The organism is Nonomuraea sp. NPDC049637, from assembly GCF_040675235.1.
Classification (GTDB): domain Bacteria; phylum Actinomycetota; class Actinomycetes; order Streptosporangiales; family Streptosporangiaceae; genus Nonomuraea.
In genome coordinates this window covers 92,905-117,693 of sequence record NZ_JBFAOM010000006.1, presented here as the reverse complement: position 1 = coordinate 117,693, position 24,789 = coordinate 92,905, and the positions used below count along the sequence as shown (strand labels likewise).

The 24,789-nt window shown below is 71.6% G+C and carries 31 protein-coding genes; 15 read left to right on the top strand and 16 right to left on the bottom strand.

All coding sequences use genetic code 11. From position 1 onward, the window contains the following. Positions 1 to 5: 5 nt before the first annotated feature. From AB0J71_RS10990 to AB0J71_RS10975, 4 genes are all read right to left on the bottom strand, one after another. Positions 6 to 527, bottom strand: coding sequence for an EF-hand domain-containing protein (locus AB0J71_RS10990; RefSeq protein WP_352323946.1), 522 nt, complete (start codon positions 525 to 527; stop codon positions 6 to 8). Between the two features lie 97 nt (positions 528 to 624). Then, positions 625 to 1,071, bottom strand: a complete 447-nt coding sequence (locus tag AB0J71_RS10985; protein WP_364413829.1) for a hypothetical protein — start codon at positions 1,069 to 1,071, stop codon at positions 625 to 627. Continuing rightward, positions 1,068 to 2,450, bottom strand: a complete 1,383-nt coding sequence (locus tag AB0J71_RS10980) for a HAMP domain-containing sensor histidine kinase (protein WP_364413827.1) — start codon at positions 2,448 to 2,450, stop codon at positions 1,068 to 1,070. Before AB0J71_RS10980 ends, AB0J71_RS10985 begins: the two co-directional genes overlap by 4 nt. Next, complete coding sequence (locus tag AB0J71_RS10975) at positions 2,447 to 3,121, bottom strand: response regulator transcription factor (protein ID WP_352323949.1); 675 nt, start codon at positions 3,119 to 3,121, stop codon at positions 2,447 to 2,449. Before AB0J71_RS10975 ends, AB0J71_RS10980 begins: the two co-directional genes overlap by 4 nt. Before the next feature lie 138 nt (positions 3,122 to 3,259). On the opposite strand from AB0J71_RS10975, the gene AB0J71_RS10970 reads away from it, so the two are divergent. The 3 genes from AB0J71_RS10970 to AB0J71_RS10960 all read left to right on the top strand — a co-directional run bounded on the left by AB0J71_RS10970 (position 3,260) and on the right by AB0J71_RS10960 (position 4,497). After that, positions 3,260 to 3,763, top strand: coding sequence for a hypothetical protein (locus tag AB0J71_RS10970; RefSeq protein WP_364413825.1), 504 nt, complete (start codon positions 3,260 to 3,262; stop codon positions 3,761 to 3,763). 163 nt (positions 3,764 to 3,926) lie between these two features. After that, a complete protein-coding gene (locus AB0J71_RS10965; protein WP_352327400.1) occupies positions 3,927 to 4,262 on the top strand; it encodes a hypothetical protein in 336 nt (111 codons plus the stop codon). Between the two features lie 10 nt (positions 4,263 to 4,272). Then, the gene (locus tag AB0J71_RS10960) at positions 4,273 to 4,497 is read left to right on the top strand and encodes a hypothetical protein (protein WP_352327399.1); all 225 of its coding nucleotides are present in this window, start codon (positions 4,273 to 4,275) and stop codon (positions 4,495 to 4,497) included. Positions 4,498 to 4,610: 113 nt separating this feature from the next. On the opposite strand, the gene AB0J71_RS10955 is transcribed toward AB0J71_RS10960, so the two are convergent. Both AB0J71_RS10955 and AB0J71_RS10950 read right to left on the bottom strand, forming a co-directional pair. Further along, entirely contained in the window at positions 4,611 to 5,057 is a 447-nt protein-coding gene (locus AB0J71_RS10955; protein WP_364413823.1) for a diadenosine tetraphosphate hydrolase, read from the bottom strand. Positions 5,058 to 5,167: 110 nt separating this feature from the next. After that, entirely contained in the window at positions 5,168 to 6,214 is a 1,047-nt protein-coding gene (locus AB0J71_RS10950; protein WP_364413821.1) for a hypothetical protein, read from the bottom strand. 86 nt (positions 6,215 to 6,300) lie between these two features. Here AB0J71_RS10950 and AB0J71_RS10945 point away from each other — a divergent pair, with 86 nt between their 5' ends. Beyond that, a complete protein-coding gene (locus AB0J71_RS10945; protein ID WP_364413819.1) occupies positions 6,301 to 6,510 on the top strand; it encodes a hypothetical protein in 210 nt (69 codons plus the stop codon). A 5-nt stretch (positions 6,511 to 6,515) separates the two neighbouring features. Here the strand turns inward: AB0J71_RS10945 and AB0J71_RS10940 are convergent, their stop codons facing one another. After that, positions 6,516 to 7,274: an NAD(P)H-binding protein gene (locus tag AB0J71_RS10940; RefSeq protein WP_352327395.1), complete on the bottom strand. Its 759-nt coding sequence runs from the start codon at positions 7,272 to 7,274 to the stop codon at positions 6,516 to 6,518. A gap of 165 nt (positions 7,275 to 7,439) precedes the next feature. Between AB0J71_RS10940 and AB0J71_RS10935 the strand changes: the two genes are divergently transcribed. Further along, positions 7,440 to 8,327 (top strand): maleylpyruvate isomerase N-terminal domain-containing protein, encoded by an 888-nt coding sequence (locus tag AB0J71_RS10935; protein WP_352327394.1) that lies wholly within the window; start codon positions 7,440 to 7,442, stop codon positions 8,325 to 8,327. A 41-nt stretch (positions 8,328 to 8,368) separates the two neighbouring features. Beyond that, positions 8,369 to 8,596 (top strand): hypothetical protein, encoded by a 228-nt coding sequence (locus tag AB0J71_RS10930; RefSeq protein ID WP_352327393.1) that lies wholly within the window; start codon positions 8,369 to 8,371, stop codon positions 8,594 to 8,596. Between the two features lie 207 nt (positions 8,597 to 8,803). On the opposite strand, the gene AB0J71_RS10925 is transcribed toward AB0J71_RS10930, so the two are convergent. After that, a complete protein-coding gene (locus AB0J71_RS10925; protein ID WP_352327392.1) occupies positions 8,804 to 10,603 on the bottom strand; it encodes an alkyl sulfatase dimerization domain-containing protein in 1,800 nt (599 codons plus the stop codon). Between the two features lie 147 nt (positions 10,604 to 10,750). On the opposite strand from AB0J71_RS10925, the gene AB0J71_RS10920 reads away from it, so the two are divergent. The 5 genes from AB0J71_RS10920 to AB0J71_RS10900 all read left to right on the top strand — a co-directional run bounded on the left by AB0J71_RS10920 (position 10,751) and on the right by AB0J71_RS10900 (position 14,340). Beyond that, positions 10,751 to 11,389 carry an HAD family phosphatase gene (locus tag AB0J71_RS10920; protein ID WP_352327391.1) on the top strand — a complete coding sequence of 213 codons (639 nt, stop codon included), beginning with the start codon at positions 10,751 to 10,753 and terminating at the stop codon, positions 11,387 to 11,389. Then, the gene (locus AB0J71_RS10915) at positions 11,386 to 11,844 is read left to right on the top strand and encodes a GNAT family N-acetyltransferase (RefSeq protein ID WP_364413817.1); all 459 of its coding nucleotides are present in this window, start codon (positions 11,386 to 11,388) and stop codon (positions 11,842 to 11,844) included. Before AB0J71_RS10920 ends, AB0J71_RS10915 begins: the two co-directional genes overlap by 4 nt. An 18-nt stretch (positions 11,845 to 11,862) precedes the next feature. Further along, positions 11,863 to 12,801: a ribose-phosphate diphosphokinase gene (locus tag AB0J71_RS10910; protein WP_352327389.1), complete on the top strand. Its 939-nt coding sequence runs from the start codon at positions 11,863 to 11,865 to the stop codon at positions 12,799 to 12,801. Between the two features lie 53 nt (positions 12,802 to 12,854). Continuing rightward, a complete protein-coding gene (locus tag AB0J71_RS10905; protein ID WP_364388363.1) occupies positions 12,855 to 13,601 on the top strand; it encodes a nucleotidyltransferase domain-containing protein in 747 nt (248 codons plus the stop codon). 100 nt (positions 13,602 to 13,701) lie between these two features. Then, the gene (locus AB0J71_RS10900) at positions 13,702 to 14,340 is read left to right on the top strand and encodes a maleylpyruvate isomerase N-terminal domain-containing protein (RefSeq protein WP_364413815.1); all 639 of its coding nucleotides are present in this window, start codon (positions 13,702 to 13,704) and stop codon (positions 14,338 to 14,340) included. 13 nt (positions 14,341 to 14,353) lie between these two features. Here AB0J71_RS10900 and AB0J71_RS10895 read toward each other — a convergent pair whose 3' ends face one another. After that, entirely contained in the window at positions 14,354 to 14,923 is a 570-nt protein-coding gene (locus AB0J71_RS10895) for a TetR/AcrR family transcriptional regulator (protein ID WP_364388369.1), read from the bottom strand. A gap of 73 nt (positions 14,924 to 14,996) precedes the next feature. On the opposite strand from AB0J71_RS10895, the gene AB0J71_RS10890 reads away from it, so the two are divergent. Both AB0J71_RS10890 and AB0J71_RS10885 read left to right on the top strand, forming a co-directional pair. Next, positions 14,997 to 16,172 carry an FAD-dependent monooxygenase gene (locus AB0J71_RS10890; protein WP_352325943.1) on the top strand — a complete coding sequence of 392 codons (1,176 nt, stop codon included), beginning with the start codon at positions 14,997 to 14,999 and terminating at the stop codon, positions 16,170 to 16,172. Positions 16,173 to 16,232: 60 nt separating this feature from the next. Continuing rightward, the gene (locus AB0J71_RS10885; protein ID WP_352325942.1) at positions 16,233 to 17,057 is read left to right on the top strand and encodes an NAD(P)H-binding protein; all 825 of its coding nucleotides are present in this window, start codon (positions 16,233 to 16,235) and stop codon (positions 17,055 to 17,057) included. Between the two features lies 1 nt (position 17,058). Here AB0J71_RS10885 and AB0J71_RS10880 read toward each other — a convergent pair whose 3' ends face one another. From AB0J71_RS10880 to AB0J71_RS10860, 5 genes are read right to left on the bottom strand one after another with little or no spacing between them, the layout of a single operon-like run. Continuing rightward, positions 17,059 to 18,063 (bottom strand): ABC transporter ATP-binding protein, encoded by a 1,005-nt coding sequence (locus AB0J71_RS10880; protein ID WP_364413813.1) that lies wholly within the window; start codon positions 18,061 to 18,063, stop codon positions 17,059 to 17,061. Continuing rightward, positions 18,060 to 19,040, bottom strand: coding sequence for an ABC transporter ATP-binding protein (locus tag AB0J71_RS10875; protein ID WP_352325940.1), 981 nt, complete (start codon positions 19,038 to 19,040; stop codon positions 18,060 to 18,062). The genes AB0J71_RS10880 and AB0J71_RS10875 overlap by 4 nt, the downstream gene beginning before the upstream one ends. Then, positions 19,037 to 19,918 carry an ABC transporter permease gene (locus AB0J71_RS10870; protein WP_352325939.1) on the bottom strand — a complete coding sequence of 294 codons (882 nt, stop codon included), beginning with the start codon at positions 19,916 to 19,918 and terminating at the stop codon, positions 19,037 to 19,039. Before AB0J71_RS10870 ends, AB0J71_RS10875 begins: the two co-directional genes overlap by 4 nt. Further along, complete coding sequence (locus AB0J71_RS10865) at positions 19,915 to 20,970, bottom strand: ABC transporter permease (protein ID WP_352325938.1); 1,056 nt, start codon at positions 20,968 to 20,970, stop codon at positions 19,915 to 19,917. Before AB0J71_RS10865 ends, AB0J71_RS10870 begins: the two co-directional genes overlap by 4 nt. Continuing rightward, positions 20,967 to 22,787 (bottom strand): ABC transporter substrate-binding protein, encoded by a 1,821-nt coding sequence (locus AB0J71_RS10860; RefSeq protein ID WP_352325937.1) that lies wholly within the window; start codon positions 22,785 to 22,787, stop codon positions 20,967 to 20,969. Before AB0J71_RS10860 ends, AB0J71_RS10865 begins: the two co-directional genes overlap by 4 nt. A 146-nt stretch (positions 22,788 to 22,933) precedes the next feature. Between AB0J71_RS10860 and AB0J71_RS10855 the strand changes: the two genes are divergently transcribed. Beyond that, positions 22,934 to 23,284 carry a DUF2809 domain-containing protein gene (locus tag AB0J71_RS10855; RefSeq protein ID WP_352325935.1) on the top strand — a complete coding sequence of 117 codons (351 nt, stop codon included), beginning with the start codon at positions 22,934 to 22,936 and terminating at the stop codon, positions 23,282 to 23,284. A 4-nt stretch (positions 23,285 to 23,288) separates the two neighbouring features. Here AB0J71_RS10855 and AB0J71_RS10850 read toward each other — a convergent pair whose 3' ends face one another. Then, positions 23,289 to 23,549 carry a heavy-metal-associated domain-containing protein gene (locus AB0J71_RS10850; RefSeq protein WP_352325934.1) on the bottom strand — a complete coding sequence of 87 codons (261 nt, stop codon included), beginning with the start codon at positions 23,547 to 23,549 and terminating at the stop codon, positions 23,289 to 23,291. Positions 23,550 to 23,658: 109 nt separating this feature from the next. On the opposite strand from AB0J71_RS10850, the gene AB0J71_RS10845 reads away from it, so the two are divergent. Further along, positions 23,659 to 24,204: a type 1 glutamine amidotransferase domain-containing protein gene (locus AB0J71_RS10845; protein ID WP_352325933.1), complete on the top strand. Its 546-nt coding sequence runs from the start codon at positions 23,659 to 23,661 to the stop codon at positions 24,202 to 24,204. Positions 24,205 to 24,228: 24 nt separating this feature from the next. Here the strand turns inward: AB0J71_RS10845 and AB0J71_RS10840 are convergent, their stop codons facing one another. Beyond that, positions 24,229 to 24,783, bottom strand: a complete 555-nt coding sequence (locus tag AB0J71_RS10840) for a helix-turn-helix domain-containing protein (protein WP_352325932.1) — start codon at positions 24,781 to 24,783, stop codon at positions 24,229 to 24,231. Between the last annotated feature and the right edge of the window lie 6 nt (positions 24,784 to 24,789).

Sequence of the window (24,789 nt, the reverse complement as noted above, 5' to 3'; positions counted from 1 at the left end):
GAGGTCTATTCGGGCGGCGCGCCGAACACGTACGAGCCGGGGGCGTCCGGGTCGTCGCCGGCCCAGAACTCGGTCCAGTGGCGGCGGAACTCCTCGCGCGACAGGTGGCCGTCGCCGTCCAGGTCGAGGCGGGGGAAGATCTCGTCGGTCGACGACGGCGCGCCGTTCCACGTCTCGATCAGCGCGCCGTACTCCGAGCGGGAGATGAGGCCGTCGCCGTTGAGGTCGATGGCCTCGAACATCGCGTCGGCGGTGCCGGTGACCGCGTCGGTCATGTCGCCGAGCACGTCGACCACGCTGAGCACCTGGTCGAGGGAGACGCCGGCGTCGCCGCCGGAGGCGGCCCGGAGCACCGGCCACCAGCCGGTCATGACGGAGGTCAGCCGCTCGGGGTCGGCCGGCCCCGCGACGGCCGACCAGCGGTGGGCGAGCGCCTGGAAGTCGGCCTGGGTCAGCCGGCCGTCGCCGTCGACGTCCATCGCCCGGAAGACGCCGCCGACCTTCTTCCGCTGGAACTCACTGGCCACATCTGCCTCCACTCCTCGGGAAGCCTCAATGCTGTCGAGTGATCACTTATCGTGACCATAGTCGTTTGAGTGACTAATCCGTTACGTAGTGTGGGAGTCAGGTGAAGTCGGCGCAGCGGGCCTGCCCCTTGCCCGGCACGGTCACCCGTACGTCGACCACCTGCACGCCGCGCTCGACGGCGGTGGCGGCGGCGATCGTGCAGACGAGCTGCCCGGTCGCCATCCGCGGCAGACGGGACGCCGGCGCCCCCAGGACGAACGCGTCGCCGGTCGCCCGGACGGCCAGGCCCTTCGGCAGGCCGGTGTCGAAGCCGCGCTCGCGTTCCCCCGAGGTGGGGCCGCCTGTCAGCAGCACGACGGCTTCGGCGGCCGGCAGCGGGCCCTCCGGGCGGGTGACGGGCACGAGCCGGCCGTGCCGCACGAAGTACAGGCTGGTGCCCTGGACGAAGCCGCGGGGCGCCTCTCCGGCGCGGATCACGTCGGTGGGGCCGACTCCGCAGGCCGTGCAGACGGTCAGGATCAGGGCCAGCGGCCAGGCTCTCACGGACGGTTCCTCGGCAGGGTGAGGGTGAAGACGGCGCCAGGACCGGGGGCGACGGTGAGGTCACCGCCGTGCAGCAGGGCGTTCTCGCGGGCGATGGCCAGGCCGAGGCCGCTGCCTTCGGAGCGGGCGCGCGCGACGTCGGCCTTGTAGAAGCGCTCGAAGACGTGCGGGAGCACGTCGGCGGGCAGGCCGGGCCCCTGGTCGGAGACCTCGACGGCGACCGTCCGGCCGGTGGCGCGCACCCGGACGGCGACGGGCGGCGCGCCGTGCCGCAGCGCGTTGCCGACGAGGTTGGCGACGATGACGTCCAGGCGGCGCGGGTCGAGGGGAACGCGGACGTCCGGGGACGGCAGGTCCGCGACGACGTCGGAGCTCCAGCCGCGGGACCGCAGGCAGGCCGCGACGGCGGCGCCGACGTCCACGTCGTTGAGGTTGAGCGCGGCGGCTCCGGCGTCGAAGCGGGAGATCTCCATCAGGTCGTCGACGAGCGTGCTGAGCCGGGCGACCTCGGCGGTGATCAGCCGGGCGGCAATTCCGGCGTCGGCGTCCAGCCGGGCGGCGCCCGCTTCCAGGACGTCGGTGACGGCGGTGGCGGCGGCCAGCGGCGTGCGCAGCTCGTGGGAGACGTCCGCGACGAACTGTCGTGACCTGGCCTCCATCTCGCGCAGCTCGCCGACCGAACGTTCCAGCGCGGCGGCCGTCTCGTTGAAGCGTCCGGCCAGCCGGGCCAGCTCGTCGCCGCCGTGCACGGGCAGGCGGGTCTCCAGCCGTCCCTCGCCCAGCTGCCGGGCCGCCCGGTCCAGGTCGGCGACCGGCCGCAGGACGCCGCGCGCGGCCAGCAGCCCGGCCAGCACCGCCAGCAGCACGACGGGCACGGCCGCCGCCTGCGCGGCGCGCAGCACGGCCGTCTCGTCGGAGGCGGCCTGCCCGAGCGACTCGACGAGGTAGACGCTGATCCCCGACGGCGTGCCGCCGGCGCGGAGCATGACCCTGCCGCCGGCCACGAGGTACGGCACGCCGTCGCGCTCCACCCGCTGCCAGGCCAGCTCCGGCCACCGCAGGACGGTCGCGCGCAGCTCGGCGGTGACGCGCGCGTCGCCCGGCACGGCGCCGTCCCTGACGACGTAGACCTTGCGGTCGCCGATCTCCAGGTCCTCGGCCAGCTGGGCCAGTTCCTCGTCGCCGGCGGGCAGCGCCACGTCGCGGGACAGCAGCAGCACCCGGTTCCTGAAGTCCTTCAGCGACCGGTCCTGCGCTCCGGCCAGCAGGTTGGTGCGCGCCTTGTAGTACGTCAGCCCCGCGGCCCCCACCGCGCTCAGCCCGCCCACCAGCACGAACGTGATCACCAGCCGGACCCGCAACCCCCGCAGCCAGTTCATACCGGCCCGAAGCGGTAACCGAATCCGCGCACGGTCTGCACGTACCTCGGCTCGGCGGGCACGTCCTCGATCTTGGACCGCAGCCGCTGCACGCAGGCGTCCACCAGCCGCGAGTCGCCCAGGTAGTCGTGCTCCCACACCGACTCCAGCAACTGCTGCCTGCTGAAGACCTGGCCCGGCGTGGCCGACAGGTGCAGCAGCAGCCGCAACTCCATCGGCGGCAGCGCGACCTCCCGGCCGTTCCTGCTCACGGTGAGGGAGGCGCGGTCCACGCACAACCCGCCGTACCTCTCCACGGGCGAGGGCACACCGTCCGTACGGCGCAGCACCGCCCTGATCCGGGCCTCCAGGACCTGCGGGCGCACCGGCTTGACCACGTAGTCGTCCGCGCCCGCCTCCAGCCCGCCGACCACGTCGAAGTCGTCGCCCCGCGCGCTCAGCATCACGATCGAGGTGGACGTGGTCGCGCGGATGCGACGGCACACCTCGAACCCGTCGATGCCGGGCAGCATGAGGTCGAGCACCACCACGTCGGGGGCGAAGCGGGCCAGCCGTGCCAGCCCGTCCTCCCCGGACGCCGCCGACCGCACCTCGTGGTCCCGGCCCTTGAGGGCGAGTGTCAGAGCGTCCCTGACGTGGGGATCGTCCTCGATCAGCAAGACACGGGCCATGCGTTCCAGTATCGGCGGCCTGGCGTGCCGGTTTGTGCGCCTTCGGAAGCTATTACACGTTCATGACATGGAGCGGACGGGCTCCTCACAACGGCGGGCCACGGTGTTGACCGCCAGCCGAACCCATTGGAGGAAACCGTGTTGATCAGCAAGCGGCGTCTCGCCGTCCTGGCCGCCCTGCCCGTCCTGGCCCTGAGCGCGGCGTGCGGGACGCAGAGCTTCGCCAGCTCGTCCAGCCCCGCGCCCGACTCCGGCAAGCCCAGCTGGCACGAGACCGCGGTGAAGTTCGCCGGATGCATGCGGGAGAACGGGGTCGACATCCCGGACCCGGTCAAGGGCCAGGACCTCGACACCAGCGCCGTCAGCAAGGTCACCCAGGCCAAGCTCGACGCCGCCATGAAGGCGTGCAAGGAGTGGGACTCGACGCTGCTCGGCGGCTCCGAGCCGGCCACGCCGGAGGAGGACGCCAAGTTCGCCGCGTGGGCGCAGTGTCTGCGCAAGGGCGGCGTCTGGCAGCCCGTCGCCAAGGGCGAGGAGATGCCGGCGGGGTTCAAGCGGGTCAAGCCCGGCTCGGCCGCCGAGAAGCAGGTCTTCGAGGGCTGCGACCTGCTCCGGCCGGCCGCCCCTTACGAGGAGAACTAGCCACCCCGCACCCCGCCAGGCCATGCCCTTCCCTCTGCTGGATGAGGGGAGGGTTGGCGGGGCTCCGGGCCGGCCGCGGCTCCTGGCGTCAGGAGCCGCGGCCGGCCGTTCCCCACCGGGCCGGGCCCGGTGTCCGGCCGGTCACGGGGGCTAGGCTGGGCGCATGGGTCATGCGAAGACGTCGTTCGTCTGCCTGCCGTGCCGGGCCTCGTACAAGCAGCCCTACCCGCTGCCCGGCGACCGGGGCCGGTCGTGCCCGCGCTGCGGCGAGCCGCTGATCCACGTGGGCTCCGCCTTCGCGGCTCCCCGGCGGCGCGACACCGCGGCCTGGCGGGTGCTGTCGCTGCTGCTGCACGCGGGCGTCGGCTTCCACAAGAGTTGCTGCGGCGGGCCCGGCTACCGGCCGCGCACGCTCGGCGAGGCCCGCGCGCGGATGGCGCACGCCCGGGCCGCCGGAGAGCCGTTCGCCAAGGCCCTGACGCGTCCCGAACTGCCCTAGGACGGCCCGCATGACCATCGACGTCCGGACGCTGCTGCCCGTCGCCGAGGCGGCCGCGTCGATCGCCGGCGAGATCATCACCACCCGGGCTCCCGGCGTCGTCACCGCCAAGGGCGACCGCGACATGGCTACCGAGGTCGATTTCGCCGTCGAGCACGCCGTACGGCGGGCGTCGTCATCGCCTGCGAGGCCGGGGCCGTGGTGGTCGACCTCGACGGCAGCCCCCACGACATGACCTCCCGGGCGACCATCGCGACGAGCCCCGCCCTCGCCGCCGACCTGCTGAAACTCCTCACCGCCGCCCTCTCCCACGCTTCGGAGTAGGTCCGTCCGGTCCGGGGCACCGCGTCAGCCGCCGGCGCGGCCCTGGGCTCCGTGGGCCGCGTACAGGACGCCGAGCTGCCGGTCGATCTCCGTACGCACCGGGTCGTGTCGCGGGCCGAGGGCGTATCGCGGGTCGGTCCAGTTGCCGGGCGGATACAGCCACACCGGCCGGCCGACCAGCTCGGCCGGTTCCCACTCGTACCGCGGCCAGACGTGCGCGTGCAGGAAGGGGTCGGTGTTGCCGAGGATCTCCAGGTTCACCCGCCGGAACGCCGGGTCCAGCGCGCCGCAGGCCCGCTCGACCGCCTCACCGAGCAGCTCCATGTCCGACAGGAAGGCCATCCGCCTGGCCCGGGGCAGGTCGGACAGCCGTTGCACGCCGGGCTCGTCCGCCAGGAGAACCGAGTATCCCGGCAGGAACTGAGTGTCACCGATCACGGCGAAGCCGGCGTCCAGCCGCCTGAGCACCATGGGATTCCGCCCCGCCAACGCACTACCGACCCTGTCCTGCCGCCAGTCACCACTCATGATCCCGACCCTACACACGAGCCCCCGCGGATCCGCGGGGGCTCAGGCCTCTCCTACGGCAGGACGATCGAGCCGCTCCACTGGGTGACCGCGTCGGAGTAGACCGCGCGCAGTTCGCCGTCGAAGTACGGCGAGAAGCTCTTGTCGTAGCGCAGGTCGCCGTCGGTGTCGGCGACGCTGATGGTGATCGCGTTGAGGTAGCCCGCACGGCTGGTCTTGTCGTAGCGCAGCAGCCAGGAGGAGCCGAGGGAGCCTTCACCGGGGAACGGGGAATCGACGGCGGTGAGTTCCTCGGCCTTCAGGCTGGGCGCCTGGGCGGCGGACGTGCGTCCCGAGAAGGTTTCCAGGGTGTCGCCCGTCTGCGGGTGGGAGCCGTCCGGGTGGACGCCGGCCGGGAAGCCGAAGACGTCGACCGAGGAGTCGAGCGGCTGGTTCCAGGTCAGGCCCTGTCCCCCGACCTGGTCGACCAGCCTGCCTGCGTCGGTCAGCTCGCCCGCGGGAGAGGAGGTGACGCCGTTGTAGACGGTGACGAAGGCGTAGTCGCGGTCGTAGTCGCCGTACGCGGGGAAGTCGAAGTGGGTGAAGAGCTGCTTTCCGACGTAGAGGCCGGACGGAGCGGTGCCGGCGGAGTATCCGGGGACGAAGACCCACTTGCCGAGACCCCCGCCGTACTGCTGTTCGTAGGCGCAGTGGCCGGCGGTGGCCACGAGGTTGCGGTACTGCGACTGCATGGCGGTGCCGGTGCACCAGTGCGGCAGGCCGTCGGGGCCGACGAAGAACACCTTGCCCGTGCCGGCGGGCCCCTTGCCGGCGCTTGGGCCGCCGTCGGGCGGGAGCACGGGCGGGACGGTGCCGGGCTTGCCGTCGGCAGTGGCCGAACCGCTGAGGATGACCTCGTCGATGTCGGTCTGGACGGCGTAGGGGGTGGCGTTCGCCAGGTTGGCGCCGCCGTTGCCCAGCCAGAACGTGGCCACCTCGACAGCGGACGTCTGCGTGACCGTCAACGGGTAGCTCGCCGTGCCGACCGATCCGGCGGCGGGCGCGGCCATGAGGCCGGAAACCAGGAGGCCGGTGGCCAACACGCCCAGCGTTGTCTTCATCTGGCCCTCTCCACTCTGCTCGGGGGGTTACGGCTTTTCGAACATACGATCGCCGTCGAGGGCCGACGCTACCCGCCGGACTAAAGATGATCAACACTTTCAACAGCCGGCTGTCAACACGGCCCCTGCGCACGAGCGCCTGGCGGGCCGGGGACAATCGCCGGATGGAAGATGATCTGCCGTCTCAGCACCTCTCCGACGCGGGCATGGCCGTCGTTGCCGGAATCATGGTGTTCCTGATTCTGCTGCCCACCATCGTCTGGATCACCTTGGTGCTGTTGCGCGGCCGCAAGTAGGGCGGTCAGAGGGTGGCGTGGAGGTGGGAGAGCATCGTGCGGGGCGGGCGGCCGAGGATGTTCTCCAGGTCGGGGGTCTGCCTCTCCAGGGCGCCGGCGCGGATCCGGGCGTTCAGCCAGGCCATCGGGCCGGGGGCGGCGTCGGGGACCTCGCGGTAGGGCACGCCCAGCGCCCGCGCCACCTCCGGGTGGGTCCACAGCGGGCCGGTGAAGTCGTAGGCGCGGCCCTCGTGGCCCTCGCCGGTCAGTACGTCGGCCGCCGCCTGCGCCAGGTCGGACCGGAACGCGGTGTTCAGGCCGCGCCCTCCACCGCTCCCGGTCAGCTCGCCGCCCGAGACGCGGGGGACGAACGCGTCGCTGTAGAAGGGGTGGCGCAGGATCGTGTACGGCAGGCCGCTGCGCAGGAGGGCCTGCTCGGTGGCGTGGTGGGCCTCGGTCATGCCGGTGGCGACGGTGTCGGCGTCCAGGAAGCTGGTGTAGACGACGGCGCCGACGCCCACGTCCGCGGCGGCGGCGAGGGCGGCCAGGTGGTGGCCGATCCGGCGGCCGGGGTCGAGCTCCGGCGACGAGATCAGGAGCAGGCGGGCGGCGCCCTCGAACGCCGTGCGCAGGCTCGCCGGGTCGTCGTAGTCGCCCCGCCGCACCGGTACGCCCTCGGGCGCGCGGGCGGGATCGCGTACGGCGGCGACGACGTCCGCCCTGGTGCGCAGCCGGTCGATGACGAGACGGCCGAGCGCGCCCGACGCCGCCGAGATGACGATCATGAAGCTCCCTCTGATCGAGATGGGTGCTCAAAGTGAACTGCCGGGACGTCCGGCGACGCCACCGGTTTTCGCCGGGGCGGGCGCACGAGGGGCCCAGAGGAGCATTTCCGGAGAAGACCGCCCAGGTCACCCGGGTTAGCGTGATCGTGGACCTCTGGAGAGAACATGGACGAGCTCATCACGTACGGCAAATGGGCGTCGGTGCGCGGCTCGCTCAAGGCGGCCACCGACCGGTTCGCGAAGCTGGTCTCCATCGTCGATCCCCACGCCATGGCGACCAGGGAGTGGACCGTCGCCGAGACCGCGGCCCACGTCACCGCGATCGCCTCGCTCTACACCTGCGTGGTGCGCGGCGACGTGACCACACCGTTCCCGGAGCTGGCCGAGCCGATACTCGGGGCCAACGTCGACACGGTGAGCGCCCTGAACGAGCTGGCGTTCGAGCACTTCCCCGAGCGTGACCCGGCCGTCCTGGCCGAGCGGCTGCGCGGCGACGTCCGGGAGATCCTGCGCGCCGGCGCCGAGGTCGATCCGGCGACCCCGGTCCCCTGGCTGGGCGACGCGCGGGTGCCCGTCGCGGGCGTGCTGGCCCACCTGCTGAACGAGCTGCTGCTGCACGGCTGGGACATCGCCCGCGCGACCCGTACCCCCTGGTCGGTGCCCGCGCGGGACGCCGGCCTGTTCTTCGACCTGTTCCTCATCGGGATGATCAGGAACGACTACGGACGCCTGATGGACACCGGGACGCCCGCCCCGCCCCGCCGGATCACCGTCGGTTTCCACTCCGCGCACACCGCGCCGGCGGCGCTGGTGCTGGACCACGGGCGGGTGTCGGTGGCCGAGATGGGGCCGCAGGTGGACGCGCACGTGCGGTTCGACCCGGCGGCGCTGAACCTGTTGCTGTTCGGCCGGATGTCCAGGACGCGGGCCGCGCTCACGGGCAGGGTGGCGGTCTGGGGGCGGCGTCCGTGGCTGCTGCCGGCCTTTCTGCGGTTCGTACGCCTGCCCACGACGACGGTCCCGCGCTCGCGCGCCGAGTCCATACAGGTGTGAACGCCACAAAGTATTCACCCAGTGGGCGCATACTGGAGGAGATGAAGCGAGCCAGCGGCGATTCTCGTCGTCACCTGCCCACAAGTCCCTTCAAACCGCCGCCTCCGGCGCCACCCGCGGAGCAGTTCGACATGCACGACCGGGTGAGCCACGACCGATTCGGCCTCGGTGTCGTCATCGGTGTGGAGGACGACGTCGCCGTTCTGGTCGACTTCGGATCCCGGCAGGAACGGATCACGACGCCGTTCAACAAGCTGTACAAACTCTGAGAGCCGGTCCGCGACGCCCGTGTGCCCCGAGGGCCGCATGGGCGGGACCGACGCGCGCCGGGCCCGGCTGAGGGCGCCGGGTTCAGTGACTCACGGGGACAGAAGCTCGTGGGTCAATGGCTCATGAGGTCAGTGGCCCGCGGAGTCAGTGGCCCGCGGAGTCAGTGGCCCGCGGAGTCAGTGGCCCGCGGAAGTGGGGTCGGCGGTTCAGGGGGTGACGATGGCGAAGTCGGGGGCCGGTGAGTCGAGCACGGCGACCAGCCGCTGGAGCGCCGTGATGTCGCCCTCCCGCTCCACCCCCTCCACGCCCTTCCCGGCCAGCAGGCCGAGCAGCTGCGCCCTGGTGAGGCGGAGCGTGAGGTCCACGGGCTCCTCCGGCGGGTTCAGCCGCTGGACGAGCACGCCGTTGGACAGCGTGGTGCGGTACAGCTCCCCCAGGTCCGTCAGGTGCCAGTCGATCGACAGGCTCTCGTGCCAGGCCCTGGGGCCGTCCACGCGGATGGCGAGGGAGTCGAAGATCTGCTCCACGGTCAGGGCCGCGACCAGGTCGGGCGAGGTGGTGGTGACGCGGGTGGGCGCGATGCCGTCGGTCAGCTCCATGGCCCCGGTCAGGTACGAGTTGCGCCACGTCCCGTTCTCCGCGCCCTGGCCGAGCCGGGTGTAGACCTCGGCCAGCAGGTCCCTGGCCGCCTTGTTGCCCTCGTCGGCGAAGACGGCGTGGTTCAGCAGCTGGACGGCGAAGCGCAGGTCGTTCTCCTCGATGTAGCGGCGGGCGAAGGCCACGACGGCCGCGCCGCCGCCCATGCACTCGACGTACCGGATCGCGCTCTCCCTGGGCGGGTGCTCCCACAGGTGGGCGGGGTTGCCGTCGTACCAGCCGAGGTAGCGCTGGTAGACGGCCTTGACGTTGTGGCTGACCGAGCCGTAATAGCCGTGGGTGTGCCAGACCTGTTCCAGCGCGGGCGGCACCCGCATCTGCTCGGCGATCTCGGCGCCGGTCAGGCCCTTGTTGAGCAGGCGCAGCGTCTGGTCGTGCAGGTAGGCGTACAGGTCCCGCTGCTCCTGGAGGAACCGGACGATGTTGCTCCTTCCCCAGGTCGGCCAGTGGTGGGAGGCGAAGGCGACCTCGGCCCGCTCGGCGAGCAGCGTGAGCGTCTCCGACAGGTAGCGGGCCCAGACGCGGGCGTCGCGCACCTGGGCGCCGCGCAGCGTGAGGATGTTGTGCAGGTTGTGGGTGGCGTTCTCGGCCAGGCACAGGGCGCCGCGGTCGGGGAAGAGGAAGTTCATCTCGGCGGGGGCCTCGGTGCCGGGGGTGAGCTGGAAGACGATCCGCACCCCGTCCACGATCTCCTCCTGGCCGGTGCGGCTGACGTCCACGGTGGGCGGGATGAGGGACGTGGTGCCGGTCGAGGACGTCATGCCGAGGCCGCAGCCGATCTGGCCGTCCGGGGCGTGCGGCAGGGCGAGGCCGAACATGTAGCCGGCGCGGCGGTTCATGGCGGGGCCGGCGTAGACGTTCTCGGAGACCGCGTGGTCCATGAAGCCGGCGGGGGCCAGGATCGGCACGTTGCCGTCGGTGACGCCGCGTACGCCGCCGAAGTGGTCGACGTGGCTGTGGGTGTAGACGACGCCGGTGACCGGCCGGTCGCCGCGGTGGCGGCGGTAGAGCGCGAGCGCGGCGGCGGCGCACTCGGTGGAGACCAGCGGGTCGATGACGATGACGCCGATGCCGCCCTCGACCAGGGTCATGTTCGACAGGTCCAGGCCGCGTACCTGGTAGATGCCGTCGGCGACCTCGTACAGGCCCTGTTTGGCGCAGAGCTGGCTCTGCCGCCACAGGCTGGGATGGGCGGTCTCGGGGCATTCGGCGTTGAGGAATGCGTAGGAGTCGTTGTCCCAGACGACCTCGCCGCTTCTCGACGTGACCACGGCGGGGGTCAACTTCGCGATGAAGCCGCGATCAGCGTCCTCGAAGTCGCCCGTGTCATGAAATGGAAGGTCTGCCATGTCTGCTCGCATGCCCCTGAATGGACGCTCGTAGCTCAATAACCAGCCCCAATAGCATGAAACTCGGGCAATAAGGACAGGGAGCGGCGGCGTAGCGGCGCGGACGGTGTGATTGGGTGGTCCCAGACTGATCTATCGGGGGTGGTCATGGAAGCCTGCGTGTTCGACCTCGACGGCGTGCTCGTCGACTCCGAACCCGTCTGGGAGCAGGTGCGGCGCGCCTTCGTCGCCGACCACGGCGGCACCTGGCAGCCCGACACGCAGTCCAGGCTGATGGGCATGAGCACCGGCGAGTGGGCGGCCTACCTGCACGAGCTGGGGGTGCGCCTGACGCCCGACGAGATCGCCGCCGGCGTGATCGACCAGATGGCCGAGCGCTACCAGGACGGCGTGCCGCTGCTGCCGGGCGCCCGCGAGGCCGTGCGCCGGCTGGCCGGGCGGTTCACCCTCGGCCTGGCCAGCTCGTCGCCGCGGCGGCTGATCGACGTGGTGCTCGACGCGGCCGAGCTGCGCGAGTACTTCGTGACCACGGTCTCCACGGAGGAGGTCGCGCGCGGCAAGCCCGCCCCCGACGGCTACCTGGAGGCGGCCCGGCGGCTGGAGATCTACCCGAAGGACTGCGTGGCGGTCGAGGACTCCAGCAACGGGCTGCGTTCGGCGCACGCGGCCGGCATGCGGGTGATCGCCGTGCCGCACCCCGGCTACCCGCCCGACGACGACGCCCTGGCGCTGGCCTGGCAGGTCCTGCCCGACCTCGACGCGCTCACGGTCGAGGCGCTGACGTGACGACCGACGGCATAGGCGTCCGCCTCCGGACGCCGTCCGACCTGGACGCCTGCGCCCACGCCCTGGCCCTGGTGCACGCCGCCGACCGCTACCCCGTCGACTGGCCGGCCGACCCCCAGGGCTGGCTGACCCCTGGCGACCTCCTGCGCGCGTGGGTGGCGGTCGAGGAGGGCCGGGTGCTCGGCCACGTCGGCCTGGCAGGCGCCGCCGAGGGCCCGCAGGTCACCCGGCTCTTCGTGGTGCCCACCGCCCGGGGCCGCGGGCTGGCCGCCGTCCTGCTGGACACCGTGCGGCAGGCCGCCGGGAGGCCCGTCCTGCTGGAGGTCTCCGACGAGGGCCGGGCGGCCGTCGCGCTCTACGAGCGGCTGGGCTGGCGCCGCGTCGCCAGCACCCGCGCGCGGTGGCTCAACGCCGCGGGCGAACCCGCCCTGCTCCACCACTACGTGAGCCCGTGAAGCTATCCTTTGGGAATCGTGCGAGACATCACGGTATTTTCTGGCAGCGCCCACCCCGAGCTGGCTGAGGAGATCTGCTCCCATCTCGGCACCCCGCTCCACCCCGTCAAGGTCGCCCGCTTCGCCAACGACGCGCTTGAGGTGCAGCTCCAGGCGAACTGCCGCGAGCGCGACGTGTTCCTCATCCAGCCCCTGGTGCCGCCGACGCAGGAGAACCTGGTCGAGCTGCTGCTCATGATCGACGCGGCGCGCGGCGCCTCCGCGGCCAGGACGACCGTGGTCCTGCCTCATTACGCCTACGCCAGATCAGACAAGAAGGACGCGCCCCGCATCTCCATCGGCGCCCGCCTGGTCGCCGACCTGATGGTGGCCGCGGGCGCGAACCGGGTGCTGGCCATGACGCTGCACTCGCCACAGGTGCACGGCTTCTTCAGCGTGCCGGTCGACCACCTGCACGCGCTGCGCGAGCTGGCCGCGCACTTCCGCCGCCACGACCTGTCGAACACCGTCGTCGTCTCCCCCGACCTGGGCAACGCCAAGGAGGCCGCGCACTTCGCCCGGCTGCTGGGCACCGGCGTCGCGATGGGCGCCAAGCAGCGCTTCGCCGACGACCGCGTGGTGATCAGCTCGGTCATCGGCGAGGTCGCCGGCAAGGACGTGATCATCCTGGACGACGAGATCGCCAAGGGCAGCACGGTCATCGAGCTGCTCGGCCGGCTGCGCGAGCAGGGCGTCAACTCCGTCCGGGTGGCGTGCACGCACGGGCTGTTCGCGGGCGGGGCGATCGAGCGGCTCAGCGCGTTCCCCGAGGTCCTGGAGATCGTCTGCACGAACACCGTGCCGCCGCCCAAGCCGAGTGACAAGCTGACCGTGTTGTCGATCGCGCCGGCGCTGGCCGAGGCGATGCGCCGGATCCACGACGGCGAGTCGGTGAGCGCTCTGTTCAGCACGTCCTGACGGCCCGCCCGGTGATCTTCCGGGACGGCCGGGAATGGATCATAGTGGACATCATGCATGCGGCCACAGACGACCTGCTCCGACGGTTCCGAGACGGCGTGGGCGAGATCGTGCCCCTGGTGTCGCTGTGGGCGCACGGCTCGCTGGGCGCCGGCGACTACCAGCCGGGGCGCAGCGACCTCGACCTGATCGCGGTGGTCGAGACGCCGGTCACGATGGAGCAGTGGCGCCGGATCAAGGGGCTGCACCGCGGGCTCGGCCTGCCGCTCGCCGACCTCCTCCACTGCTCCTACCTGCCGCTGGAGGAGCTGGCCGACCCGCGGGTCGAGCACGTGACGTGGGCCCACGAGCAGATCTACCGCCGCCCGGTGACGGCGGTGACCCGCCGCGAGCTGCACACGGCCCCGCTCGTGCTGCACGGGCCGCCGCCCGCCGAGCTGCTGCCGGCCGTCTCCGACGCCGTGCTGGCCGACTTCGTCCGTACGGACCTGCGCGAGTACTGGCTGGACAAGACCCGAGGGCGGCGGCGCTGGCTGCGGGACGTCTGGGTGGACCTCGGCGTGCTGACCGTCGCCAGGGCCTCGGTCACGCTGCGGGAGGGCCGGTTGATCACCAAGCGGGAGGCCCTGGACGTGCTGGCCGGGATGGGCGCGCCGGAGGTCGTCCTGGCCGACGTGCGCGCCCGCCGGTACGGCACGCCGCGCCCGGCGCTGAGCCGCTTCAGAAGGGGCCGGCTGACCCGCGCCTTCGTCCGGTCGGCCATCGGGAAGGTGCTCGCGGAGGGCCCCGGCGAGACCTGAGCCCGCCCCCGTCTCATTGGACAGGACAGCCGCCCCCCGCGGATCGCCGGGGGATAGTCTTGGCCCCGAGTTACCACCTGAACCGGGGAAAGGGCGGCAAATGGGGGAGATCAGGCAGTCCTATCTGGTGGCCGCGTCGTCGGCGATGTCGCTGCTGCGTGACCCGGCCGTGCGGGCGGCGTGGGACAAGCCCAGCGCGCTGACCGAGTTCAGCGTCGCGGGCCTGGCCGGGCACCTGGCCCACCAGATCGTCAGGGTCACCGACGTGCTGGACTCCGGCGAGCAGCCCGGGGCGCCGATCCCGCTGATCGAGCACTACACGAGGTCGCCGTGGGTGCAGGCCGGCCTCGACCACGAGAGCAACGTCAGCGTCCGGGTGGGCGGCCAGGCGGCCGCCGCGGACGGGCACGCCGCGCTCGTCGAGCGCACGCAGGCGCTGCTGGACCGGCTGCTGGCCGAGCTGCCCGCCGAGCCGGCGGACCGGGTCGTGCGGCTGCCGTGGACCGGCTGGTCACTGCGGCTCGACGACTTCCTGCTCACCAGGGTGATGGAGCTGGTCGTGCACTCCGACGACCTGGCCGCCAGCGTGGGCGTCGAGACGCCGGAGCTGCCGCCGTCGATCAACGAGCCGGTCGTGGAGCTGCTGGCCCGCCTGGCGGTGCACCGGCACGGCGCGACCGCCGTCATCCGCACCCTGAGCAGGGCCGAACGCGCCCCCGCCACGATAAGCGCCTTCTAGCCCCCGGCCCGTTTCACGACCCGGCCACCAGGCGCAGGGCCTCGGCCACCTCGCGCCCGGACAGCGCGCTGTCCGGGTCGAGCAGCCACTGCGCCAGGAACCCCGTCAGCATGGCCTGGTACAGCGAGCCCACCAGCCGGGCCCGCTCGGGGTCGGTCTCCGCCCGCACGTCCTGGAACAGCTCGGCGAGCCCCAGCCGCGCGCCCTTGATCGCCGGGACGAGCTGCTCGCGCAGCTCCGGCACGTGATCGATCTGCCCGAGCAGCTCAAGCTGGGTGACCCAGAGCGGCCGCAGCCGGTCGAACGACTCCACCACCCGGTCCCACGCCGCCTCGAACCGCTCCAGCGGTGAGGCGCCCTCCTCGGTGTCGGCGACGAGCGTGCGCGCCAGGTCGTCGCCCCATTCCTGCATCACCTCGAACAGCGCCTCGTTCATCAGCGCGTCCTTGGACTTGAAGTGGTAGCCGATGCCCGCGAGGCTCACGCCCGACGCGGTCGCGATGTCGCGCGCGGTGGTACGCGAGTAGCCCTTCTCGATCAGGCAACGCTTCGCTCCGGCCAGCAGGTCTTCCCTGTTTCCCATGCCCAGACGTTAGCACGAACGTCTGAAAACTTCGTCCTAGACAAGCGTCTGAGACGCGTGTACCGTTCACGGCATGAAGAACGTCCTGATCTCCGGCGCGAGCATCGCCGGCACCTCGCTGGCCTACTGGCTGCGCCGCCACGGCTGCACCGTCACCGTCGTCGAGCGCGCTCCGGCCGTCCGCACCGGCGGCTACAAGGTCGACATCCGCGGCGCCGCCCTCGACGTGATCGGCCGCATGGGCCTGCTGGAGGCGGTCACCGCCCGCAGCACCGGCATGCGCGTCGCCACCCACTACGACCGCAAGGGCCGCGCACTGGCCACCATGGACGCCGACCTGTTCGGCGGCCGCGCGGGCGACGACGTCGAGATCATGCGCGGCGACCTCAACGAGCTCCTGTACGACCTCACCCGCGACGACGCCGAATACCTCTTCGGCGACTCCGTCACCGCCGTCTCCGACGACGGCCTGGTCACCTTCGAGCACGCCGCGCCGCGCCGGTTCGACCTGATCGTCGGCGCGGACGGCATGCGGTCCAACATCCGCAGGATCGTGTTCGGGCCGGACGCCCGGTTCGTCCGCGACCTGGGCTACTACGTCTCGATCAGCACCGTCCCCAACACCCTGGGCCTGGACCGCGAGGAGGCCGTGCACGCCGCCCCCGGCCGCACCGCCAACGTCTACAGCACCCGCCAGGACGGCGCCGCCAAGGCGCTGTTCATGTGGTCCTCCCAGCCGCTGTCCTACGACCACCGCGACACCGGCCGCCAGAAGGACCTGCTGGCCGAGGCCATGGCGGGGGTCGAGTGGGAGGTGCCGGCGCTGCTCGGCGCGGTGCGCGCCGCCGACGACTTCTACTTCGACTCGGTCAGCCAGGTGCACATGGACAGCTGGTCGAAGGGCCGGGTCGTGCTGCTCGGGGACGCCGCCTACTGCGCCTCGCCGGCCTCCGGGCAGGGCACGAGCCTGGCGATCGTGGGCGCGTACGTGCTGGCGGGCGAGCTGGCCGAGGGCGGCGGCGCGGCGGGCTACGAGCGGGAGATGCGGGAATTCGTCCGGGTCAACCAGGAGCTCGGCCCGGTGAACGTCAGGGGCATGGTGATGGGTTCACGACTGGCGCTGTGGTTCCAGCTCAGGATGCTCAAGCTGCTGCCGTACCTGCCGGGCAAGGAGAAGGTCGTGGAGCGGGTCGCCGGGGCGATCCACCGGGCGGCCGTGGCGATCCGGCTCAAGAACTACTCGGAATGAAGCGTTCCGTTCTGCTATAGTAAGAGCAGAACGTTCCGTTCCGAAAGAAGTGGGGTTCACATGACCATCCTCGTCACCGGTGCCACCGGGACCGTCGGCCGCCTCGTCGTCGAGGAGCTCCTCCAGGCCGGCCGGCAGGTCCGCGCGCTGACCAGGAACCCCGCCAAGGCCGCACTCCCCGAGGGCGTCGAGGTCGTCGGCGGCGATCTCGCCGAGCCGGCCTCCCTGGCCGCCGCCTTCGAGGGCGTCACCGGGGTGCACTTCATCAACTTCGCCGGCGACGACTACACCCCGCTGCCCGACGGCGCCGGGCTCGCCGAGCTGGCCGTCAAGGCGGGCGTGCGCCGGGTCACCGTGCTCGGCGGCCGCGAGGACGGCGAGCTGGAGCAGGCGCTGGCCGCCGCCGACCTGGAGTGGACGCTGCTCCACCCGGTCGAGTTCATGGCCAACACGCTCCAGTGGTGGGCGCACACGATCAGGACGGAAGGCGTCATCAAGGAGCCGTTCGGCGACCGGCTGAGCGCTCTGGTGCACGAGCGCGACATCGCCGCGGTGGCCGCGAAGGTGCTGACCGAGGGCGGCCACGGCGGCCGGACGTACGTGCTGACCGGCCCCCGCGCGATCACCCTGCGCGAGAAGGTGGCCGTCCTGGCCGAGGCCGTCGGCAGGGACGTCGGGTTCGTCGAGCTCACCGTGGACGAGGCGCGGGCCAAGTGGCGCGCCGACGGCATGGGCGAGCAGACCATCGAGTTCCTGGTCGGCGCGCTGGGCAACACGCCGGAGGTCGGCTACACGGTCGTCCCGACCGTCCGGGAGATCACCGGCCGGGACGCGCGTGACTTCGCCGAGTGGGCGCGCGAGCACGCCGACGCGTTCCGCGGATGAGCTACCCGGTGACCGCCGCGTAGTGGCAGGCGGCCTGGGCGTCGGGGACCGCGGGCAGGATGCTCAGCGCCTGCGACCGGCAGGCCGCGTCCACGCCCGCCTCCGCCGCGCGGCCGGAGGCCAGCACGTGACAGCGGGGATGGAACCGGCAACCACCCGGCACCCTGGTCGGGTCCGGCGGCTCGCCGGTCAGCACGATCCGCTCGGGCGACTCCGGCAACACCGACATCAGCGCCTGCGTGTACGGGTGCCGCGGCGCCGTCAGCACCTGCTCCACCGGCCCCGACTCGACGATGCGCCCGAGGTACATGACCGCGACCCGGTCGGCGATGTTCCAGGCCAGGCCGAGGTCATGGGTGACGACCAGGGCCGACAGGCCGAGGTCGGTCTTGAGCTTGAGCATCAGCGCCAGGATCTCGCCGCGCACGGAGGCGTCGAGCGAGGCCACGGGCTCGTCGGCGATCAGCACCTTCGGGTCGAGGGCGAGCGCGCCGGCGATCACGACCCGCTGCCGCTGCCCGCCGGACAGCTCGTGCGGGTAACGCAGGAAGAAGCGCTCGGGCGGTCGCAGCCCGGCCCTGGACAGGGCCGAGGCCACGATCTCCGCCTCGCCGGGCAGGCGGTGGATGCGCGGCCCCTCGGCGACCGCCTCGTAGACGGTCTGGCGGGGGTTGAGCGAGCCCATCGGGTCCTGCAGGACGAGCTGGACCTGGCGGCGGTAGGACCTGAGCGCCTTGGAGCCGTAGTCCAGCGCGTTGCCGTCGTAGCGGACCTCGCCGGACGTGGGGCGTTCGAGGCCGAGCAGCGTGCGGGCCAGCGTGGTCTTGCCGCAGCCCGACTCGCCGACCAGGGCCACGATCTCGCCCTGGCCGATCGACAGGTTGACGCCGTCGACGGCGCGGGCGCTGCGGCCCCGCGAGGAGAACGCGACGTGCAGGTCACGGGCCTCCAGCAGCGCGCCCTTGCCCGTCGAGACGGTCTCGGCCGCGGTCTGCGTCTCGGTCATGAAGCCTCGACCTCCTCCTTGGAGCGTACGTGCACGCACGCCGCGGCGTGGCGGGGACCGGCGGGCCACAGCTCGACGTCGAGGCCCGCGCATTCGTCCAGCGCGACCGGGCAGCGCGGGTGGAACGCGCAGCCGGTCGGGAGCTGCATCGGGTCCGGCGGGTCGCCGCCGAGCCCCTTGGGGGCCAGCCGCGAGACCGGGTCGCCCACGGTGGGGAACGCGGCCGCCAGCGCCCGGCTGTAGGGGTGGCGGGCGTCGCGGAACACCTCGCGGGAGGGGCCGTGCTCGACCACCCGCCCGGCGTACATGACCGCGAGCTGGTCGCAGACGTCGGCCAGGACCGACAGGTCGTGCGAGATCATGATCAAGGAGATGCCGTGCTCGGCGATCAGTTCCTTGATCAGCGTCAGGACCTGCGCCTGGACCATCACGTCGAGCGCGGTGGTGGGCTCGTCGGCGATGATCAGTCGGGGCGAGCAGGCCAGCGCCATCGCGATCATCACGCGCTGCCGCTGACCGCCGGACAGCTCGTGCGGGTAGCTGCGGGCCCGCCAGGCGGGCAGGCCGACCTGTTCGAGCAGCTCGCCGACGCGCTTGCGGGCGCCGTCCGGCTTGGCCAGGCCGTGGACGAGCAGCGGCTCGGCGATCTGCTCGCCGATCCGGCGCACGGGGTTGAGGCCGTGCTGCGCGCCCTGGAACACGATCGAGGCCTCGGCCCAGCGCACGGCCCGCATGCGCCCCCACTTCATGGTGAGGACGTCGTCGCCGTCGAGCAGGATCCGGCCGCCGACGCGCGTGCTCTTGGGCAGGAGCCGGAGCAGCGCCATGGCCAGCGTCGACTTGCCGGATCCCGACTCGCCGGCGACCCCGAGCGCCGCTCCGGGGTCGAGGGTCAGCGACACGCCGCGCACCGCGGGCACCTCGCCCGACGCGATGCGGTAGGTCACCGACAGGTCGTCCAGTTCGAGGAGACTCATGCCGCCCTCCTGAGCCTTGGGTTCAGCACGGCCTCCAGCGCCCGTCCGACGAGGGTGAACGCCATGACGACCACGAGGATGGCCAGACCGGGGAGGATGATGTACCACCACGCGCCCTCGTTGGCCGCGCCGTAGTCGTAGGAGCCGCGCAGCATGGTGCCCCACGACGTCTTGTTCGCGCTGGCGCCGAGGAAGGCCAGCGTGGACTCGGTGACGATCGCGCTGGCCACCTCCAGCGTCGTGCTGGCCAGCAGCAGCGGCGCCACGTTGGGCAGCACGTGCCGGGTGGTGATGTGCCAGTGGCCGCCGCCGAGCGCCTTGGAGCGTTCGATGTAGGGCCGGGCCTCGACGGCGAAGGTCTGCGCCCTGATCAGCCGGGCCGTGGACGGCCAGGTGGTGACCCCGATCGCCATGATGATGGTGAACGTGCTGCCGCCGAGGATGGCCGCCAGCACCAGCGCGGTCACCAGCGAGGGCAGCACCAGGAACCAGTCGGTGATCCGCATCAGCGCGCCGCCGAGCCAGCCGCCGAAGTGCCCTGCGGCGATGCCGATGACCATGCCGATCACGATGCTGAGCAGCGCGGCGAGGAAGCCGATGAGCAGCGAGGCGCGCGAGCCCCACCAGATCATCAGCAGGATCGACCGGCCCGACTCGTCGGTGCCGAAGGGAAAGTCCAGGCCGGGGGCCTGGAACTTCTCGCCCGGCGCGTCGATGACGCTCGTCACGCCCTCGTCGATGAACAGCGGCGCGACCAGCGCCAGCACCACGGCCACCAGCAGGACGACCATCCCGGCCACCCCGGCGCGGTGCCTGCGGAAGTCGGTCCAGAAGTTGGTCAGCGCCTGCCGCCTGCGCGTGGCAGCGACACTCGTCATGCCGACCTCACCCTCGGGTCGAGAACGTGGTAGAGCAGGTCGGCCAGCGTGTTCATGAGGATCACGGCCACGGTGATGAGCATGAACGTGCCCTGCATGAGCGTGAAGTCGGGCACCCGCACCGCCCGGTAGAACAGCTGCCCGAGGCCCGGCCAGGTGTAGATCGTCTCCACGGTGACCGCGCCGCCGACCACGAAGCCGATGCGCATGAAGACCAGCGTCACCGTGGGCAGCAGGGCGTTGGGCACCGCGTGGCGGCGGCGTACCTCGTCGTCGCGCAGGCCCTTGGCGCGGGCCACGGTGACGTAGTCCTGGCTGACCTCCTCCAGCAACGACGACCGCATGACCAGCAGGTACTGGGCGTAGATCACCGCCACCAGGGTCAGGCACGGCAGCACCATGTGCGAGGCCACGTCGAGCAGGTAGGCGAACCCGTCGGGCGCGTCGACGCTCTCGATGCCGCGGAAGGGCAGGATGCCGGGGATCGGGCCGATGCCCACGCCCAGCACCATCATCAGCAGCAGGCCGAGCCAGAACGTCGGCACCGACCACAACACCAGCGACAGGCCGGTGGAGAAGCGGTCGAACCGGCTCCCCCGCTGCCATCCGGCCCTGGTGCCCTGCCAGATGCCCAGGCTGACCGCGATGACCAGACCGGTCCCGGCCAGCAGCAGCGTCGGGCCGATGCGCTCGCCGATGAGGTCGAGCACCGGCCGCTTGTACTCGTACGACGTGCCCAGGTCGAGCCTGAGCGTCTTGCCGACGAAGTCGAAGAACTGGTCGAGCACCGGCTTGTCGAGACCGAGCCGGTGACGTTCCAGGTCGAGCTGCGCCGGGGTCATGTTGCGGCCCTGCGCCAGGTTCCGCACCGGATCGCCGGGCAGCAGGCGGAAGACGAAGAACGTCCCGACGATCACCGCGGCGATGCTGAACAGCGCCCCGCCGACCTTCGACAACGCGTACCTCAGCGTGCCGCGGCGGGCGGGGCTGTCCTCACCAGGGCCCGCCGCCTGGACGGCGGCGGGCTCTGCTGCTTCGAGCGGTGTGGTCATTCGCGCTCGTCCGCGGCGCTCTTGCGCCGCCTGGTCAGGAAGAAGGCCACGAGGCCGATGACCACCACGCCGCCGACCACGCCGACGATGAGACCGGTGTTGGAGCCGGACTCGCCGCCCGCGCCGGAGCCGCCGGCCGCGGACGCCTTGACGTCGGCCGTGTAGAACGGCCAGTAGCCGCTGCCGCCGTACAGCAGGCCCTTGTCCTCGGGGATCGGGGTGATGCTGGTGATGCGGTCCTTGCGGTAACCCTCGAGGTCGTTGGGGTAGTAGATCGCGATGACGGGGGCGTCGGTGTAGAGCCGCTGCTCCATCTGCTTGATCAGCTCGGCGCGCTTGGGCCGGTCGAGCTCCTTGAGCTGCTCCTGGTAGAGCTTCTCGAAGGTCGGGTCGCAGTAGAACGACTCGGTGCCGCCGCCCTCGCCGCCCGGCGCCGGCCTGCGGCTGCACAGGTGGGTGGCCAGGATCTCCTCGGGGTCGGGGTTGACCGACCAGCCGCTGATCGCGATGTCGAACAGCGCCGTGACGCCGGTCTCCTCGGTGAACTTGCTGGAGTCCAGCTTCTGGGTGGTCAGCGTGACGCCGATCTCCTTGAAGAAACCGGTCAGGTACTCGGCGAGCTTGTCCTCGATCGGCGTGTCGGTGTGGATGCTGAAGCGGAACTCCAGCTTGCGCTTGCCGTCGGGCATCGTGCGGACGCCGTCGGCGCCCTTCTTGTAGCCGGCGTCGTCGAGGATCTTGTTCGCCTTGGCCACGTCGTAGGTGACCTTCTCCTCGCCCGTGGCCTCCCAGAAGAAGTCCTTGTACATGGGCGGGATGATCGAGCCGTCGGCCGGCTTGGCCAGACCGCCCTGCACCTCGTCGACCAGCTTCTGCTTGTCGATGGCGAAGTGGATCGCCTGGCGCACCTTCGGGTCCTTCAGCGCCGGGTGACCGTCGCCGATGGGCTTGTTGTCGGTGGTGGTGGCGCCGTGGTTGATCTGCAGGTACGCGGCCCGGCGGCCCTGGGTGTTCCACGCCTCGATGTTCGGGTCGTTCTCGATGGCCTGGAACTCCGGCGGCGTCATGCGGCCGAGCAGGTCGATGTCGCCCTTCTTGAGCCCGGCGATGGCGGCCTGCGGGTTGTCGTAGAAGATGAACTGGAGCTCGTCGATCTTCGGCTTGCCCCGCCAGTAGTTGGGGTTGGCCTTCAGCTTGACGTACTGGTCCTTCTTGTGCTCGACCGCGATGAACGGGCCGCTGCCGACGGTGGGGTACGTGTCCCCCTCGTAGTTGGCCATGTCGGTGACCTTCTCCCACACATGCTTGGGCATGATCGGGACCGGGTTCTCCAGCATGGACGCCTGCGGCGCCTTGGTCTTGATGATCAGGTCCTGGCCGTTGGCGGTGACGCTCGCGAAGTTCTCCACGGCGGGGCCGTTGGCCGTCTTGGCCGCCTCGTCCGTCATCATCTTGTTGAACGTCCAGGCGGCGTCCTCGGCCGTGACCGGCTGGCCGTCGGACCACTTGGTGTTACGGATCTTGAACGTCCAGGTGAGCCCGTCGTCGGACGTCGTCCACGACTCGGCGAGGTCGGGGCTGGGCTGGAGCGTCTTGGAGTCAGGGACGGTGAGGAAGCCGTACATCGTGCGCTGGATCGCGGTGGAGACCAGCCGGACCGCCAGGAACGGGTTCATGTGGTCCATCGCCTGGGTGGCGCCGACGCGTAGGACCTTCTTCCCCGCCGCAGGTTCCTGGGCCTGGGCCGCCGTGGCGCCTTGGCCGGCCACTAACAGCGCTACGCCCAGCACAGCCAGGCGTGCGAACCATTTCCTCATGATGCCTCACCTTCAGGCGGGGGATTCCTGTGTAGATGAAGGCACACCATACGGAGACCGCGTGTCAACGAGTGGCGGAAAATTGTTTCATTCTCGTTTCCTTTTGCGGTGTAAATTTTCAGTAGGCTTGGCACTACCGTGATCAGGTGCCCCGCCTGCCCGTTCTCCTCGCCGCCGTCGCGACCGTCGTGGCCGGCCTCGCCGTCCGGGGGCTGTGGGACGGGCCTGTGCCCAAATACGCGGGCGACGCGCTCTACACCGCGCTGATCTACGCGCTCGTCGTGCTGGCGCTGCCGCGGGTGCGGCCATGGGTCGCCGCCGTGGGGTCGGGCGGGCTGAGCTGGGCGATCGAGTTCGCCCAGCTCGGTGAGATCCCGGCAGTCCTGCGGCCACTGCTGGGCAGCACCTTCAACCCGCCCGACCTGCTCTGGTACGCCGTCGGCGCGGCCGCCGCGTGCGCCGCGCACACCCTGTGGGCCCGGCGCCGATCCCGCTGAGAGGTCAGTGGCAGCCGCCCGAGCCGCAGCACGAGCCGGCCTGCGGCAGCAGCTCCCGGCCGCCGCCCAGCTCGTAGCCGGCCTCGACGACGGCCGACTCGATGACGGCCTGGTCGATCGGCGCGCTGCTGGTCACGACCATCTCCTTGGCCGCGAGGTCGACCTCGACGGCCTGGACCCCGTCGACCTTGCCAACCTCGGCCCGCACCGAGCTGACGCAATGGCCACAGGTCATGCCCTCGACCTGGTACGCGGTGATCACCATGCCCGAACTCCTCTTCTCTCGGCTTCGCGCCTCACACTATACCCCCCAGGGGTAAATGTGCATACTTCCTCGATGTCCGGAAAGGGGAGGGGAAAACGAAGGGACAGTCATGGTGAACGGCAAGACCATCGCGTTCCTGGTCGCTCCGGAAGGGGTCGAGCAGGTGGAGCTCACCGAGCCGTGGAAGGCGGTCAAGCAGGCGGGCGGCACGCCCAAGCTGGTCTCCACGTCCTCGGGACAGATCCAGGCGTTCAACCATCTGGACAAGGCCGACACCTTCCCCGTGGACGCCACGGTGGACGACGCCGACCCCGGCGACTTCGACGCCCTGCTGCTTCCCGGCGGCGTCGCCAACCCCGACTTCCTGCGCACGGTGCCGGAGGCCGTCCGGTTCGCGCGGGCCTTCTTCGACGCCGGCAAGCCGGTGGCCGCCATCTGCCACGCCCCCTGGACGCTGGTCGAGGCGGACGTCGTGCGCGGGCGTACGCTCACGTCCTGGCCGAGCCTGCAGACCGACCTGCGCAACGCTGGCGCGACCTGGAAGGACCAGGAGGTCGTGGTCTGCACGGACGGCCCGAACACCCTGGTCACCAGCCGCAAACCGGACGACCTCAAGGCCTTCTGCCAGGCCGTCACGGACGCCTTCTCGGCATAGCCCGACATACCGCCTTCGGCGGCCTCAGCCGCGCAGCAGGGCCTCGGCGACGCCGCGCACCGAGGCTCTGAGCCGGTCGGCGCCGCCCTCGGCCATCACGTGCCGGGCGAGGTCGGCGTCGAACGAGGCCAGCAGCGTGTGGGCGGCGAACTCGGCGTCGAGCCCCGGCGCGGCCGCCGCGACCAGCGCCGTCACGTGGGCGTGCCACCGCAGGTAGGTGGGGTCGCGGTATTTGTCGGCCGCGCAGGCCCGTTCGTGCGCGGCGAACAGCGCCAGGTTGCGCTCGGCCAGCCCGGCCAGCTCGTCCAGGAACGCGAGCAGCCGCTCCCGCGGCGGCGCCCCGGGCCCGAGCGGCGAGCCGGGCGACTCGATGGCCTCGGCCAGGGCGGCGGCGCGCTCGGCCAGCAACTCCTGGAACAGCCCGGTCCTGCTGCCGAAGCGGCGGAACAGCGTGCCCTTGCCCACCCCGGCCGCCGCGGCCACCCGGTCGAGCGAGATGTGCTCGGCGCCGTGGGCGTCCAGGAGCTCTTCTGCGGCCCGCAGGATCGCCTCCCTGTTGCGGGTCGCGTCTGATCGCACCAAGGC

Bases quoted from the DNA above. Each gene is read 5' to 3' on its own strand.
- AB0J71_RS10895 (WP_364388369.1), bottom strand. From the start codon at position 14,923: ATGGGAAACAGGGAAGACCTGCTGGCCGGAGCGAAGCGTTGCCTGATC.
- AB0J71_RS10905 (WP_364388363.1), top strand. From the start codon at position 12,855: ATGCATGCGGCCACAGACGACCTGCTCCGACGGTTCCGAGACGGCGTG.
- AB0J71_RS10860 (WP_352325937.1), bottom strand. From the start codon at position 22,787: ATGAGGAAATGGTTCGCACGCCTGGCTGTGCTGGGCGTAGCGCTGTTA.
- AB0J71_RS10975 (WP_352323949.1), bottom strand. From the start codon at position 3,121: ATGGCCCGTGTCTTGCTGATCGAGGACGATCCCCACGTCAGGGACGCT.
- AB0J71_RS10845 (WP_352325933.1), top strand. From the start codon at position 23,659: ATGGTGAACGGCAAGACCATCGCGTTCCTGGTCGCTCCGGAAGGGGTC.
- AB0J71_RS10890 (WP_352325943.1), top strand. From the start codon at position 14,997: ATGAAGAACGTCCTGATCTCCGGCGCGAGCATCGCCGGCACCTCGCTG.
- AB0J71_RS10875 (WP_352325940.1), bottom strand. From the start codon at position 19,040: ATGAGTCTCCTCGAACTGGACGACCTGTCGGTGACCTACCGCATCGCG.
- AB0J71_RS10885 (WP_352325942.1), top strand. From the start codon at position 16,233: ATGACCATCCTCGTCACCGGTGCCACCGGGACCGTCGGCCGCCTCGTC.
- AB0J71_RS10870 (WP_352325939.1), bottom strand. From the start codon at position 19,918: ATGACGAGTGTCGCTGCCACGCGCAGGCGGCAGGCGCTGACCAACTTC.
- AB0J71_RS10850 (WP_352325934.1), bottom strand. From the start codon at position 23,549: ATGGTGATCACCGCGTACCAGGTCGAGGGCATGACCTGTGGCCATTGC.
- AB0J71_RS10900 (WP_364413815.1), top strand. From the start codon at position 13,702: ATGGGGGAGATCAGGCAGTCCTATCTGGTGGCCGCGTCGTCGGCGATG.
- AB0J71_RS10865 (WP_352325938.1), bottom strand. From the start codon at position 20,970: ATGACCACACCGCTCGAAGCAGCAGAGCCCGCCGCCGTCCAGGCGGCG.
- AB0J71_RS10935 (WP_352327394.1), top strand. From the start codon at position 7,440: ATGGACGAGCTCATCACGTACGGCAAATGGGCGTCGGTGCGCGGCTCG.
- AB0J71_RS10980 (WP_364413827.1), bottom strand. From the start codon at position 2,450: ATGAACTGGCTGCGGGGGTTGCGGGTCCGGCTGGTGATCACGTTCGTG.
- AB0J71_RS10925 (WP_352327392.1), bottom strand. From the start codon at position 10,603: ATGGCAGACCTTCCATTTCATGACACGGGCGACTTCGAGGACGCTGAT.
- AB0J71_RS10950 (WP_364413821.1), bottom strand. From the start codon at position 6,214: ATGAAGACAACGCTGGGCGTGTTGGCCACCGGCCTCCTGGTTTCCGGC.
- AB0J71_RS10930 (WP_352327393.1), top strand. From the start codon at position 8,369: ATGAAGCGAGCCAGCGGCGATTCTCGTCGTCACCTGCCCACAAGTCCC.
- AB0J71_RS10940 (WP_352327395.1), bottom strand. From the start codon at position 7,274: ATGATCGTCATCTCGGCGGCGTCGGGCGCGCTCGGCCGTCTCGTCATC.
- AB0J71_RS10965 (WP_352327400.1), top strand. From the start codon at position 3,927: ATGGGTCATGCGAAGACGTCGTTCGTCTGCCTGCCGTGCCGGGCCTCG.
- AB0J71_RS10955 (WP_364413823.1), bottom strand. From the start codon at position 5,057: ATGGTGCTCAGGCGGCTGGACGCCGGCTTCGCCGTGATCGGTGACACT.
- AB0J71_RS10945 (WP_364413819.1), top strand. From the start codon at position 6,301: ATGATCAACACTTTCAACAGCCGGCTGTCAACACGGCCCCTGCGCACG.
- AB0J71_RS10960 (WP_352327399.1), top strand. From the start codon at position 4,273: ATGACCATCGACGTCCGGACGCTGCTGCCCGTCGCCGAGGCGGCCGCG.
- AB0J71_RS10920 (WP_352327391.1), top strand. From the start codon at position 10,751: ATGGAAGCCTGCGTGTTCGACCTCGACGGCGTGCTCGTCGACTCCGAA.
- AB0J71_RS10880 (WP_364413813.1), bottom strand. From the start codon at position 18,063: ATGACCGAGACGCAGACCGCGGCCGAGACCGTCTCGACGGGCAAGGGC.